This window comes from Archangium gephyra, from assembly GCF_049060025.1.
GTDB lineage: Bacteria > Myxococcota > Myxococcia > Myxococcales > Myxococcaceae > Archangium > Archangium gephyra_A.
On record NZ_JBMEQQ010000002.1, the window covers coordinates 10,494,846 to 10,508,592 of the forward strand.

Consider the following 13,747-nt stretch of genomic DNA (forward strand, 5'->3'; position numbering starts at 1 on the left):
AGGCCTCGAACAACTTTTTTCGAGACCGCCCGATAATCCGCAGAACAATTCCAGGCCCCCGCGTCCCGCGGGAGGAAGGTGTCCGTTTCATGACCGTGAAGCTGAATTCCTCCATTCGGGGTCCCGTGCGGCAGCAGCAGACCACCCCCCCCGAGAACCCGGCCAGGAACAACGCCGCGGTGACCCCGGCGGTGACCCAGGAGGTCTCCCAGCCCCTGACGGTGCAGGACGGGTTCGACCAGGATTCCTCCATTCGGGGACCCCTTCAGCAGCAGCAGACCACCTCCCTCCAGAACCCGGCGAGGAACAACGCCGCGGGGACCCCGGCGGTAACCCAGGCGGTCTCCCAGCCCCTGACGGTGCAGGACGGCTTCGACATCACGCCGGCGGCCGCCTCCACGCTCTCGTCGGAGAGCGAGAGCGGCCCGGTGGCCTCGTCGCAGGGGCAGTCCATGTCCGTGGGGGATCTGATGCGCTTCGTGGCCTCCGGTGCGCCGCTGGTAGCCGGCGCTCAGCAGCAGCAGGTCGCGGACACCACCGCGGCCGGTGAGGCGCCGGTCACCGCGGCCGATGGGGCGACGGTCACCGCGACCGGGACGCCGGGTACCGGCTCCGGGACAGGCCAGGTGGCCGCCTCGGACATCCCCCCCGCCACGGGGGTGGATGACCAGTACCTGGGTGCCGTGCCGGAGTCGCCCGAGGAGGCCGTGGACCGGATCACCAACCCGGACAACGAGCTCTACCAGCTCAACCCCGAACAGCGCGCCCGGGACATGGTGTGGCTGGCGGCCCACCACCCGGAGCAGCTGCCCCAGGTCTACGAGACCCTCGGGCCCGAGGAGTCGGCGCAGCTCATCGAGCAGACGGTGGAGCTCGGCCTCTACAACGACAACCACCAGGCCTTCCAGAGCAACGAGTCGTCCGCGAGCATCCTGAACACGCTGGGCACCTCGCTCGCCGCCATGCCGGCGGACTTCCAGACGCAGGTGGGCACGCACGCGGCGCAGGAGGGGCTGTTGGACATGTCCCTGGTGTTCCGCCAGCCGTCCGGCAGCGCGGCGGCTCCGGGCGCGCTGGATCCGGCGCGGGCGGCCTTCGCCGAGGCGCTGCACCAGCAGGCGCTCACGGATCCCGAGGCAGCCCGTGCGGTGGGCAACGCGCTGGCGGGAAGCCAGGAGCTGGTGAACCGGTATGCCGCGCCCACCTCGGCCGGGGGCTGGGGCTCCGATTTCACCACCATCTTGGACACGGGCCTGAGCCAGCAGGACTACACCCAGGCGGCGTGGAACTCGACCCAGTCCTCGATGCGGGACGAGGGGCTCGAGCAGGTCGTGGGGATGATGGCCCACTACGACGGGCCGGACGCGGACTTCACCAAGACCAACGTCTTCAAGACCGCGGCGTACGCGCTCGAGGAGTCGGGCGGCGACAACCCCGCCCTGGTGAGCGGGATGGAGGAGCTATTCATGTCCGACTCGCGCGCCATCACCGAGTGGATGGCGAGCGGCACGCGGCCGGATGACCCCACCCACCAGATTCCCAACCCGGCGGAGGATCCGCGGGGCAAGGCGCTGGGCATCTTCTTCCAGGAGGCGGTCTTCGAGAACCCCGACCCGCAGGGGGAGGTGGTGATGGAGATGAACCGCCTGATGAGCGAGTACAGGGGCGAGATGATGTCGTCCAACGATCCGGCCGTGTACGACCACGCTGGTCGGCACATCGGCTACCTGCTCGGCGCGATCGGCGAGGGCTACGAGGCCGCGGCGGCCGAGAACAAGGACACCCAGGAAGCACGCGAGGCACTGGTCAACATGGCGTGGGGCGCCATCAAGGGCCCGGCGACCAACGCGGCCGGCGAATTCACCGGGCCCGCGGGGTCCTTCGTGGCGGGCCATGCGCTCGACGCCGGCCAGAAGTGGATCGTGGACTTCATCAACGGCGACCTCCAGGAGGATCTCGACACCATGGAAGAGATCAGCGGGAGCTTCATCAACGAGGCGCTCCGGGGACTGCCGGACCACAAGAAGGACGCGCTGCTGGCGTGGGTCGGGGGTCTCTCGGCCGTCAACAACAGCCCATAATCCCTATCCGGGACCAAGAGGCGGCGGCTTCGATTCCCGCCGCCTCCACTCCCCCCGCTCCTCGTCAGCCGGGGTGAAGACCCCGCTCGAGCTCGCGGAGTACGCCGGGCTTGCGCACGCGCAGGACGACGCGCGTTCCGTCCTTCGACAGGGAGCGCGCGGAGATTCCCAGTACGCAGTCGTCCACGAGTTGGGCGCCCCAGTTGTTCAGGAAGTACAACGCCCCGAAGGAGCTGAGGAGCACCGTCCCCCACAGGGGCGCGCCACCGAAGCCCTTGAACACAATGGGACCCATCATGCCCAGGAAGCACGTCACGATGGACAGGACGTAGAGCGTGAACGTCAGCAGCCGGCGGCTCCGCCTGCAGGCAGCACAGCCAGGAAGCATCACGGAGCGGTGGAGCGACCAGCTCACGAAGAAGAGATCAATCCCGTGGCTCGCATCGAGCTCGACAGGTCCATCCGACGCCATCCCGCACCCCACGCAGAACTTCATGTCCAGGTGGACGGCCGTGATCAGCAGCTCCAGCTCATCGGGCCGCTCCTGACCGCCGTGCGCGTGCCCGGAGGAGGACTCCCGCGGCAACGTGGCCAGGTAGTCGAACAGCCTGGAGCCCTCGCCCATGACCGGGGCCCAGATCCTCGGGCCGCCGCGGAGGACGATGGCCGAGATGCCGAACATGCCCGGCTGGATGTGGGAGAAGTCCGCGAGCGGCCGCTCCAGGTGCAGCCGTCCGCGCCGGAAGACCCGAATCCCCGAGGGGCCCACCTCGATTCGCCTCCAGCCGGCGATCGTCAGCACCAGCGTGGTGACGGGGAGGGCCCAGGGGAAGACGTCGAACTCGCCCAGGCTGAAGTCCCAGACGAAACCCGCCGCGATCCAGGCCAGGCAAACGAGGTTGAGGATGATGAGCGCCAACCACCTGGTGGGCATCTCGTTATAGACGACGGCTGGGGCCGGCTCCTGGGGGTTCTTCATTTCAGCGTCTCTTGGGCAGCGCGCAGCGCGCGACCATCCCATGTGGACCGGAGGGAGACCATACTCGTAAGGGAACAAGAGTCCGCCCGTACTGCTCGACAGCAGTTCTCAACTCCGCCTCGGTCAGGCGCCCTGCTCGGCCATCCGCTGCGAGCTTCCGCATACCGCCCTGCCGCCAGATCCTCTATCAGGCGCCGAACCTGACCCATCAATTTCACGTCCACAGTGCGGCCTGCTACAGGACCGCCGAGCGCGGCATATGGATCCTTCTGGCCATGGCTCCTGCGCGCTGGGAGCACAACCCGAGATGACAGGGGGTCCATGACCTGGCCGTCAATCACGGGGGCTCGAGGCCACCTGGCGATTGGTCCAACAATCGGACCAGTTGCTCCCCATCGCGGCCGGAGCCTCCCCCCTGACAGGACTTACCCCTCCTGGCTTAGCGCAGCAGCGCGAGCGCGATGGGCGGGAGCGCCAGCACGGCGGCGAACAGCCCGCCCCACACGAACGCCTGCTGGTTGCGGGCGCCATCCAGCGCGTCCATCACGCGCTCATCGAGCTTCTCCTCGGCGAGCTCCTGGAGCCTGTCGAGCGTCAGCTCCACGGTGCTCTGGTCGCGAGCCTCCTCACCGATGAGCTCGATGAGCTTCGTCTCCATCTGGAGGCACACCCGGAGCTTGAGGCGCCGGAAGATGGAGCGGGAGAAGCCCTTGAGGCCCGTCTCGTCATCATCGCTCGTGGCGTAGGCGGTGATGGCCTGGCTCAGCAGCTCCCGCAGCTTCTGGATGGGCAGGGGCTTGTGGAGGATGTCCGGCGTGCTCGCGCCGTCCGCGAGGCTGGCGGCCCGCTCGAAGACGCGCTCGACGATGCGCTGGCAGAGCTTGTGCTGCTGCACGAGGTTCATCGCCACGCGGCCAATGCCGCGCCACAACCCCGCGGTCCCGAGCCCGATGGCGCCCGCGGCCATGTAGACGGGCAGCAGGCCGTAGACGATCACGCCCCAGTGCTCCGACGGGTACTCGAGCAGCCCGGTGAGCTTCTCGACGAAGAAGGCCACGATTCCGAGCACGAAGCCGGCGGCTCCGAGCCCCAGCGCCCGTGAGCCGACGGTGGCCGCGGCGGAGGCAATGGCCCCGGTGATGGGGCCCATCGCACGCAACGAGCCGCGCTTTCCGGCGGCGGCCGCCCTGCGGCGCGTGTCCAACGGCTGGATCTGCTCGTCCTGCATGGGTGCGTTGCTCACCGTGTGTTCCCCCGGGATGCCGAAGTGGAAAGAGGGCGCCACGATAGGCCGGTGGGTATCGGGTGCTCAACGCCCCCCCACCGGAGCACATGGGCGTCCACCGTCACGACGCCAGGGCTGTGGGCCGCTGTAGGTGGGGGCGCCCTCGCTGTCACGGCGTCATCCGCCGTAGACTCCCTCGGAGAGAGGTGAGCGCGATGATGTCCGGGCTGAAGACGGGGCTGGTGCTGGGGGGTGGTGCCGCGCGAGGCGCCTATGAGGCTGGAGTCCTCTCCTATCTGCGCGAGGAGCTGGAGCCGGAGCTCGGCAGGCCGCTGAGGCTGGACATCCTGGCGGGCACGTCGGTGGGCGCCATCCACGCCTGCTACCTCGCCGCGACGAGTGACCAGCCAGCCGCGCAGGGCCGGGGCATGCGGGCGCACTGGACGGGCATGAAGGTGGAGGAGGTGCTCCGGGTGGGCGTGGGAGACGTCTTCCGGGTGCTGCGCGAGGCGCTCGGCAAACCGGCGCCCCATCCGCGCGATCTCCAGTACGGCGGGCTGGTGGACCCCCGAGGGCTCCGCGCCATCGTGAGCCGCGGCATTCCCTGGCTGGGGATCGCCCGGAACATGCGCAAGGGCCACATCGATGCGCTCGCGGTGAGCGCCACGCACGTGGGCAGCGGACGGGCCTCGGTGTTCGTCCAGCGGCGCGAGGGCGGAATCCCCACGTGGGGCAATGATCCCTCGTACCAGGCCGAGGCCACGCGCATCACCCCGCACCACGCGTTGGCCTCGGCGGCCATCCCGGTCGTCTTTCCGGCGGTGCGCCTGAGCGGCGGGCTGCACGTGGATGGAGGGCTGCGGCTCAACGTGCCACTCAGCCCGGCGCTGCGGCTGGGAGCCCAGCGGGTGATTGTCATCTCGCTGCGGCACGAGGCGTTGCGCGCCCAGAAGCCCGCGGGCCCACAGGGGATCACCGAGCAGGAGCGCGAGCAGGCCCTGGCGACCGCGCCCTTCCTCGCGGGCAAGATGCTCAACACGTTGATGATGGACCGCACCGACCAGGACCTCGGCCGGCTGCGGCGGCTCAACAGCATCCTCGAGGCGGGGACGGTGGCCTACGGGCCGGACTTCGCTCAAACGCTCAGCGGAGTGCTGGGGCACCACCGCAGCCAGCCCCTGCGCTACGTGCGGGAGCTGCTGGTGCGGCCCTCGAAGGACATCGGCGCACTGGCCTCCGAGTACGTCCGCACGCCCGAGTTCCGCCGCCGCAGCCATGGCCTGGCGCACAAGGCGATCCTCCGGCTGGTGGACCGGGATGCCGCGCACGAGGCGGACCTCGCGTCCTACCTGCTCTTCGATGGCGGCTTCGCGGACATCCTCATCGAGCTGGGGCGGCAGGACGCCCGGGTGCTGCGCGACGAGTGGCTGCGCTTCTGGTCGGACGAGCCGCAGACGGTGGCGGAGCGGGCCACGATTCCCCGCGCGGCCAGTGCCGCCTGAGCCCGTGGCGCCGCGGGCCTCCCGCGTGGCTCAGAAGGTGTAGCGCAGGCCGATGCGGACCTGCCGCGGGGGCTGGTACTGGGTGGGCTTCAGGAACTCCGGGTTGACGTCGCTCGCGGTGAGCGGCGTGCCGTTGGTGCGTTGGACCCTGTCCGGGGTGAGGGCGCCGGGTGCCATCCGCGCCTCGAGCGGCAGCACGTGGGCGTAGGTGTAGTGCTCGTTCACGCGCGTCACCGCCTGGAAGTTGAAGACGTTGAACGCCTCCAGGGTGAGGGACACCACCTTCTGGCCGGCGAGCCGGTAGCTCACCCCGAGGTTGGAGTCGACGGTGTGGACCCACGGGGTGCGCTCCCCGGTGGAGCCGCGCGGCAGCACGAAGGTCTCACCCATGCCGGAGCGCGGGTGGGCGCCGAGGTAGTTGATGGGAGTGCCCGACAGGCCCCGGTAGGACAGGCCGAGGCTGGCGGACAGCTCGCGGGTGAAGGAGAACTGCCTGGCGCCGAAGACCTCGACGGCATGCGTGCGGTCGTTGGGCAGCGGACCCGTGCGGTTCGCCAGGGAGGAGGGGAAATCGAAGTCGGAGCGGAGCACCGGTTCTCCCCAGCCGAGGCCGGGCCGGAAGGTGCCCGCGTAGTTTCCGTACAGGCGCGACCAGGTGTAGCTCGCCTGGGCGAACCACCCATCGGCGAAGGTGCGGCTCAGCGCCACCGTTACCGCATCATGGGTGCGCTCCGCCTTCGGGAAGTCCCTGGCGAGTCCCAGACCCGGGTTGCCCAGGAAGCTGGGGCTGATGCCGTCGCCGCGGTCCAGGTTCTCGATGACCGAATCCAGTTCGCGGTGGGTATAGGTGGCGAACAGCCGGAGGCGTGGCCGCACCTCGAATCCGGCGCCCACGACGAGCTCGCTGGACGAGGGGGGAAGGAGGCCGGGGTCCACGGACTCGAGGCCCGAGAAGGTAGGGAAGATCCCGTTCAGCAGGTCGAGCGGCATCTGTCCGCGGTACTTCCCGTAGTTCGCGAAGAACTTCATGGAGCCGGTGGCCAGCGGATCCACGACCAGTCCCACGCGCGGCGAGAACTGCTGGCCCAGCACGAAGGTCCGGGGGTCCATGGGCGTGTTCAGCCACTGGGCGTCGTAGCGGACACCGGCGTTCAGCGTGACCCGGTTGGCGAGGGTCCAACTGTCCTGCACGAAGCCACCAAGGGTGTCGCGGCCGTACTGGGACTTTCGCTCGATGGGGGAGTTCCCGCTGTTCCGGAAGAGGCTTCGAACCTGCTCGGAGTCGAGGTGCTCCGCGTCCACACCGGCCTTCAACACGTTGAAGCCGAGGACGCTGGGGAGGTCCAGCACCCAGGTGGCCTGGGCGTTGGCCTGGTAGCGGTCCACCGTTCCGAGGGACCCGATGCCCGCGCTGCCCACCTCGTAGAACTGGACGGGGCATCGCGCGAGCTGCTCGGCCTCGGTGGTGCCGCAGTAGAGCGCCGCGTCCGGCACGGAGGGCTCGTAGTACGTCACGGGCCTCCTCTGCGGGAACATCAGGGGGGAGAGGCCCGTGCTGTAAGGCGTGTCGGAGGCCGTCTGGCGGGACCAGCCGAAGTGGGCGTCGACGCGCAACCGGCGGTCCATGAGCGCGCCGCTGTATTTGAAGGCGGCCGTCGTGAAGTTGCCGTCGAGGCTGCACGATAGAGCAGGGAGGTGGGGCTCGCGTTGATGAACTCCCGGACGCCGCCGGTCAGCGGGTCCACGGTGAGCATGCCCTCTCCGCCCGAGCGGGTGGGCGTGGTGATGACCGACAACGACACGTTGTGCAGCTCGGTGATCAGCCAGGTCAGCTTGCCCATCGCCTGGAGGCCGCGCTCCTCGGCGTAGAACAGGTGTGAGGTGCCAGGAATCGGCGTGCTGACGTTGACGCCGTCCGGGCCGGGCACGCGGGCACTGAGGTTGCGCGTGTGCTGCACGCGGGTGAGCGCCGGGGCCACGCCAGCGAAGAACCACAGCCGGTCCTTCAGAATCGGGCCTCCCAGGGTGGCACCGGCATCCGCCTGGAGCCGGAGCGCGTTCTGCCCGGTGATGGTCCAGGTGGGCCCGGAAGCGGGGGCGGGCGTTCCTCCCAGGAAACCCGGGACCCAGTTGCCGAACACCGAGCCGTGGAACTCGTTGGAGCCCGAGTGCGTCTCGACGCGGATGATGCCTCCCGTGGCGCGGCCGTGCTCCGGCATGTATCCACCGGTGAGGACCGAGACGTCCCGGAGGAACTCGACACTCAGCGGCAGGGCATTGACGCCGAGAACCGGGTCGTTGGTGGAGAGGCCGTCCACTTGATACGCGTTCTCGAAGGAGGAGGCCCCGTTGATGGACACGCCATACGCTTCGTTCCGCGCACCCGGGGCCAGCTCGACGAGACTCTCGAAGGAGCGTGCCGCGCCTCGTTTGTCCGTGGGCCGGTTCAGCGCCAGGTGCTGGATGAACGCCTGTTCGACGCTCATCCCCGTGCTCGAGGAGGCTCACGTCGAGGGTGGGTCCTCCGCACATTGGTACTTCGAAGATACTCTCGGGGAAAGTGGGGACCAGTGCCACGGTCACCCGGACGGTGCGATCCGGGCGCAGGGAGATGTCCGAGCGCGAGACCGGATCGAAGTCCTCCTTGTCGAAGCGCAGGGTGTAGACACCGGGTGGCAGCTCGGGAATCCGGTACTGGCCCTGGGCGTCCGTCACCACGATCCGCTCGCCCTGGAGGGCCGCGGAGTTCGCGGTCACGACCGCATCCCGAATCGGCTCCTTCGTCTGGGCGTTGATCACCGTTCCGATGATGGCGGTGTCCGCCCGGGCCGCCGCCGCGAGCGACAAGCCCACGGCCACGGCCACTCCCGCCATCCGGCGCATCCACTGCGGGTACATGCTGGAAATCCCCCTCATGGAGGAGAAGATGCCATGAGCCCGCGGCCCGTTGGCTCACGGTTTCATCATGGCATCCTCATGCGGCCTTCTGGGTGGGGGCCTACTGCTTGTACTCGTACTCGCCGCCCGGGTAGACGAAGGAGTCGCGCGGGGCGTACCAGCACCAGCCCTCCACCTTCTGCAGGGGGCTCGAGGGCCGCAGCGCGTAGACGGGGTGGTCCTTGGCGAGGAACTCGAGCGACACCAGCTCGAAGGGCGAGGCGAGCTCACCCACGTAGGGGTAGTTGCCAGCCACGAGCTTGCCATTCACCTGCGTCACGTAGGTGAGGTGCCCGCGCGCCACCGAGGCGATCTTCGGGCCCACCCGGGCCACGGTGCGGATGATGGGGGTGCCATCCACGCGCGTGGTGGCCACCAGCTCGCCGCCGTTGAGCTCCAGCGTCGTGGTCCCGGCGGAGGCGGGTACGCCGCGCTCACGCACGTAGGCGCGCACGCGCTCCGAGGAGTTGAAGTAGTTCGTGAAGAAGCGTGCGGGCGTCACACCATCCGGCGCGGTGCGGCCCGCCAGGTCCAGCCCCAGGTACGTGAGCGAGTAGGCGCCGAAGCTCGAGGTCTGATCCTCGGAGTCGACGACGTACTGGTTCATGTAGATGGCGCGGTTGGCGGCGGGCTGGAGACCCTTGGGCAGCAGGGCGGCGGCGGCCCGCGGATCCGCGGGAATCCAGCTCGAGTACAGCATGCGGCTGTTGATGACGAGCTGCGGTGCGGCGAGAGATGGCTCGGACACGGTGCTCCCCCCTGCGAGAGTGGTGGAGCCCGTGATGCCAGCCCAGGAGGGGCGCGGGGCGCAAGTGAAGAACGCCGTGCCGCACCCCGTCACGCCGCGGGAGCCGCCGTCTCGGGGGGCTTGCGGCCCACGCGATTCTTCCGCGACTTCGTCAGCACGTGCTTGAGGTAGCGCCCGGTGTGGCTCTCCTTCACCTCCGCCACCTCCTCGGGCGTCCCCGTGGCCAGGAGCTGGCCGCCACCCGCGCCGCCCTCGGGCCCCATGTCCAGCACCCAGTCCGCGCTCTTGATGACGTCCAGGTTGTGCTCGATGACCAACACCGTGTTGCCCGCCTCCACCAGCCGGTTGAGCACGTGCAGCAGCTTGCGGATGTCCTCGAAGTGCAGACCCGTGGTGGGCTCGTCGAGGATGTAGAGCGTGCGGCCCGTGGCCACGCGCGCCAGCTCCCGCGCCAGCTTGATGCGCTGCGCCTCGCCTCCCGACAGCGTGGGCGAGCTTGCCCCAGCCGGATGTAGCCCAGTCCCACGTCCTCCAGCGTCTGCAGCACGCGCATGATGTCCTTGTGCGCGCCGAAGTGCTGCATCGCCTCGCGCACGCTCATCTCGAGCACCTCGGCGATGTTCTTCCCCTTGTACCTCACCCGCAGCGTGGCCTCGTTGAAGCGCTTGCCGTTGCACACCTCGCACGGCACGTACACGTCCGCGAGGAAGTGCATCTCCACCAGCTTCACGCCATCGCCCTCGCACGCCTCGCAGCGCCCGCCCTTGATGTTGAAGGAGAAGCGTCCCGGCGTGTACCCGAACGCCCGCGCCTCCGGCGTCATCGCGAACACGTCGCGGATGGAGTCGAACAGCTTCGTGTACGTGGCCGGGTTGCTGCGCGGCGTCCGCCCGATGGGCCGCTGGTCGATGTCGATGACCTTGTCCAGGTGCTCCAGCCCGGTGATGGCCTTGTGCTTGCCCGGCACCTCACGGCTCTCGTACAGCGCGCGCGCCGCGGCGGGGTAGAGGATCTCATTGATGAGCGTGGACTTGCCCGCTCCCGACACGCCCGTGACGGCCACGAAGAGCCCCAGCGGAATCTCCGCCGTGACGTCCTTGAGGTTGTTCTCCTTCGCCCCCTGGATGACCACCTTCGCCTTGCCGGGCGGGCGGCGCTGCTCGGGGATTTCGATCTCCTTGCGGCCGGAGAGGTACGCGCCCGTGGAGCTCTTCTCGTTGGCCATCACCTGCGCCGGCGTGCCCTCGGCCACCACCTGGCCGCCCAGTTCACCCGCGCCCGGCCCGAAGTCCACCAGCCAGTCCGCCTCCTCCATCGTCTCCTCGTCGTGCTCCACCACGACGACGGAGTTGCCCAGATCTCTCAGCCGCTTGAGCGTGGCCAGCAGCTTGCCGTTGTCCCGCTGGTGCAGGCCGATGGACGGCTCGTCGAGGATGTAGATGACGCCCGTGAGCTCGCTGCCCATCTGCGACGCCAGCCGGATGCGCTGGCTCTCGCCGCCGGACAGCGTGGACGCCGTGCGATCCAACGTCAGGTACGCCAGGCCCACGTCCTCCAGGAAGCCCAGGCGGCTGCGGATCTCCTTGAGCAGCTCGGTGGCGATCTTCCGCTCCGTCGTGGTGAGCTGCAGGCCGTTGAGCCAGCGCAGCGCCTCGCCGATCGTCTGCCGGCTCAGCTCCACGATGGAGCGCCCGTGCACCTTCACCGCCCGGCTCTCCGGCTTCAGGCGCGCCCCGTCGCACGTGGGGCACGGCTTGTCGCTGAAGAACTTCTGGTAGTAGGTGCGCATCGCCTCGGACGTGGTCGTCTTGAAGCCGCGCATCAGCCTGTTGACCAGACCCTCCCACTCCATCTCGTAGCGGCCGCCGTCGCCCCACTTCACGGTGAAGCGCTTGCCCTCGGCGCCGTACATCAGCACCTTCTTCGCCTTCGCCGGCAGCTTCCCGTACGGCGCGTCCAGGTCGATGTCGAAGGTCTCGGCCAGGCTCTCCACGAAGTCCGCCGTCCAGCCCTCGCCCTTGTTCATGCCGCTGGCCCACGGCTCCACCGCTCCGTCCCGCAGGCTGCGCGTGGGGTCCGGGACGATCCGCTCCGGATCCATCTCCGCCTTGGTGCCCAGGCCGTTGCAGTCCGAGCACATGCCCAGCGGGTTGTTGAAGGAGAACGAGGACGGGCTCAGCTCGCCGAAGGACAGGCCGCACGCGTGGCAGGCGTTGAGTTCGCTCATGATGCGATCGCTCGCGGGGCTGCCCGTCTCATCCGTGAGGATGAGCATGCCCTTGCCCTCGCGCAGCGCCGTCTCCACCGCGTCGGTGAGCCGCGTGCGGATCTCCGGCTTGAGCACCAGCCGGTCGATGATGAGCGCGATGTCGTGCTTGGACTTCTTGTCCAGCTCGATGCGCTCCTCCAGGCTCTTCACCTTGCCGTCCACGCGCGCGCGGGAGAAGCCGCGCTTCTGCGCCTCGGTGAGGATGTCCTTGTGCTCGCCCTTGCGGTTGGTGACCACGGGCGCCAGCACCATCACCTTGGTGCCCGCGGGCGACTCCATCAGCGTGTCGACGATCTGCTGGGCGCTCTGCTTGCCCACGCGCTTGCCGCACTGGGGGCAGTGCTGCACGCCCACCGAGGCGAAGAGCACGCGCAGGTAGTCATGCACCTCGGTGACGGTGCCCACCGTCGAGCGCGGGTTGTTGCTGGCCGCCTTCTGCTCGATGGAGATGGTGGGCGACAGGCCCCGGATGGTGTCGTACTTGGGCTTCTCCATCTGCCCGAGGAACTGCCGCGCGTACGCGGAGAGGCTCTCCACGTAGCGCCGCTGTCCCTCGGCGTAGAGCGTGTCGAACGCCAGCGAGCTCTTCCCCGAGCCGGAGACGCCGGTGAACACCACCAGCTTCTTCTTCGGAATCTCCAGGGAGATGTTCTTGAGGTTGTGCTCCTTGGCTCCGCGGATGGAGATGACGTCGGGCTCGGACATGGGGGCGCGATCTACCACTGAAAGGGCGCGCAGGTAGGGGGATTGTGGGCGCGCACGGGTTGCCGGGGGGTTGAATGATCCTGAACGCCCGGATTTTCAATGCGAATCCCTCCGACGCCCGGGCGGTGGGCGGGCAGGCGAGGGAGACTGCGAGGCGAGCGGTTCCGCGTTAGGGTGCCGCTCCCATGCCCCCCATCCCCGAGCGCCTGCGCGGCTCGCCGCTGCTCGTCGTCTCCAGCTTCATGTTCGCCGTGATGGCCTTTTGCGCGCGCACGGTGGCGGGCCGGCTGTCGGTGGGGCAGGTGGTGTGCGCCCGCTTCGTCATCGGCCTCGTCTTTCTCGCCTTCTACTTCCCTCTCACCGGCACCCGTCCACGCATGGGACGGCCCGGGCTGTGGGCGCTGCGCGGCATCTTCGGCGGCGGCTCCGTCTACTTCTATTTCGTGGCCATCGACCGGTTGGCGGTGGGGCCCGCCACGCTGCTCAACTCCTGCTGGCCCATCTGCGCCGCCATCCTCGGCATCTTCATCCTCGGCGAGCGGGTGAACGGCTACCTGGCCACCGGGCTCATGGCCACCACCTTCGGCGCGGGGCTCGTCATCTGGAGCACGGTGCAGGGAGGCCTGGGCCTCACGCTGGGCGTGGGGGCGTGGGCCGGGGCGCTCTCCGCCGTCCTCAGTGGCGCGGCCGTCATCGCCCTGCGCGCCCTGCGCGGGGACACCGACGCCGCCTCCATCTTCCTCTCCTTCTGCTTCTTCGGGCTGCTCGTCGGCGTGCCCTTCGCCGTGCAGGACTGGCGGCCCGTGAGCGCGGACATGATGCTGCCGCTGCTCGGCGTGGGCCTGGCCTCCGTCGCGGGGCAGATGATCTTCACCTACGCCATGGGCTACGTGACGGCCGCCGCCGGTGGCATCACCACCCAGCTCACCCCGGCCTTCTCCTGGCTGCTCGGCGCGCTGCTGTTGGGCGAGCCCCTCCTCCCGCTCGCCATGGTGGGCTCCCTGGTGTGTATGGGTGGTGTGTTGTGGGGGACGGGGCTGGTTCCTCGCCTGCTCATCCCGGCCGCCAAACCCTCACCCTGAGCGGGGAGTCCGGGGGAGTTCGTGTTTCCCTTTCTTGCCCCGGTGTCTTCCTGTTTTTTCCCGTCACCTGCCGAGCACTCTGGAAATCTTTTCAGCAAGGGGGGACCGGTAGGGCAGGTGTGTGCCCACTGGAGTCCAATACTTTTCCCCGTAGTCCCTCGACTTGTCACAACCCTGGGTAGCGCGGTGCCGCGGGCCCCGGGGTTGCAAGAGCCCCCA

Annotated in this window: 9 protein-coding genes and 2 pseudogenes; 4 read left to right on the top strand and 7 right to left on the bottom strand. The window is 68.9% G+C overall.

What is annotated here, in order from left to right; all coding sequences use genetic code 11:
• Positions 1–89 precede the first annotated feature (89 nt).
• Positions 90–2,081, top strand: coding sequence for a hypothetical protein (locus ACN28I_RS45890; RefSeq protein ID WP_420948181.1), 1,992 nt, complete (start codon positions 90–92; stop codon positions 2,079–2,081).
• A 64-nt stretch (positions 2,082–2,145) separates the two neighbouring features.
• On the opposite strand, the gene ACN28I_RS45895 is transcribed toward ACN28I_RS45890, so the two are convergent.
• Both ACN28I_RS45895 and ACN28I_RS45900 read right to left on the bottom strand, forming a co-directional pair.
• The gene (locus ACN28I_RS45895; RefSeq protein WP_420948182.1) at positions 2,146–3,060 is read right to left on the bottom strand and encodes a hypothetical protein; all 915 of its coding nucleotides are present in this window, start codon (positions 3,058–3,060) and stop codon (positions 2,146–2,148) included.
• Between the two features lie 439 nt (positions 3,061–3,499).
• Positions 3,500–4,303 carry a hypothetical protein gene (locus ACN28I_RS45900; RefSeq protein ID WP_420948183.1) on the bottom strand — a complete coding sequence of 268 codons (804 nt, stop codon included), beginning with the start codon at positions 4,301–4,303 and terminating at the stop codon, positions 3,500–3,502.
• A gap of 197 nt (positions 4,304–4,500) precedes the next feature.
• On the opposite strand from ACN28I_RS45900, the gene ACN28I_RS45905 reads away from it, so the two are divergent.
• Complete coding sequence (locus ACN28I_RS45905) at positions 4,501–5,787, top strand: patatin-like phospholipase family protein (RefSeq protein WP_420948184.1); 1,287 nt, start codon at positions 4,501–4,503, stop codon at positions 5,785–5,787.
• A 30-nt stretch (positions 5,788–5,817) separates the two neighbouring features.
• Here the strand turns inward: ACN28I_RS45905 and ACN28I_RS45910 are convergent, their stop codons facing one another.
• The 3 genes and pseudogenes from ACN28I_RS45910 to ACN28I_RS45920 form a co-directional block, all read right to left on the bottom strand.
• Positions 5,818–7,302: a TonB-dependent receptor domain-containing protein gene (locus ACN28I_RS45910; protein ID WP_420948848.1), complete on the bottom strand. Its 1,485-nt coding sequence runs from the start codon at positions 7,300–7,302 to the stop codon at positions 5,818–5,820.
• 20 nt (positions 7,303–7,322) lie between these two features.
• Positions 7,323–8,273: a hypothetical protein gene (locus tag ACN28I_RS45915; protein ID WP_420948920.1), complete on the bottom strand. Its 951-nt coding sequence runs from the start codon at positions 8,271–8,273 to the stop codon at positions 7,323–7,325.
• 142 nt (positions 8,274–8,415) lie between these two features.
• Positions 8,416–8,652: pseudogene (locus ACN28I_RS45920) on the bottom strand (carboxypeptidase-like regulatory domain-containing protein); the annotation flags it as partial.
• On the opposite strand from ACN28I_RS45920, the gene ACN28I_RS45925 reads away from it, so the two are divergent.
• Positions 8,594–8,722, top strand: a complete 129-nt coding sequence (locus ACN28I_RS45925; RefSeq protein WP_420948921.1) for a hypothetical protein — start codon at positions 8,594–8,596, stop codon at positions 8,720–8,722. The pseudogene ACN28I_RS45920 and the gene ACN28I_RS45925 overlap by 59 nt on opposite strands.
• Positions 8,723–8,785: 63 nt before the next feature.
• Here the strand turns inward: ACN28I_RS45925 and ACN28I_RS45930 are convergent, their stop codons facing one another.
• Both ACN28I_RS45930 and uvrA read right to left on the bottom strand, forming a co-directional pair.
• The gene (locus ACN28I_RS45930) at positions 8,786–9,472 is read right to left on the bottom strand and encodes a hypothetical protein (RefSeq protein WP_420948185.1); all 687 of its coding nucleotides are present in this window, start codon (positions 9,470–9,472) and stop codon (positions 8,786–8,788) included.
• Between the two features lie 89 nt (positions 9,473–9,561).
• A pseudogene (gene uvrA, locus ACN28I_RS45935) lies at positions 9,562–12,446 on the bottom strand (excinuclease ABC subunit UvrA).
• A gap of 185 nt (positions 12,447–12,631) precedes the next feature.
• Between uvrA and ACN28I_RS45940 the strand changes: the two are divergent.
• Positions 12,632–13,528, top strand: a complete 897-nt coding sequence (locus ACN28I_RS45940) for a DMT family transporter (protein ID WP_420948186.1) — start codon at positions 12,632–12,634, stop codon at positions 13,526–13,528.
• Positions 13,529–13,747 lie beyond the last annotated feature (219 nt).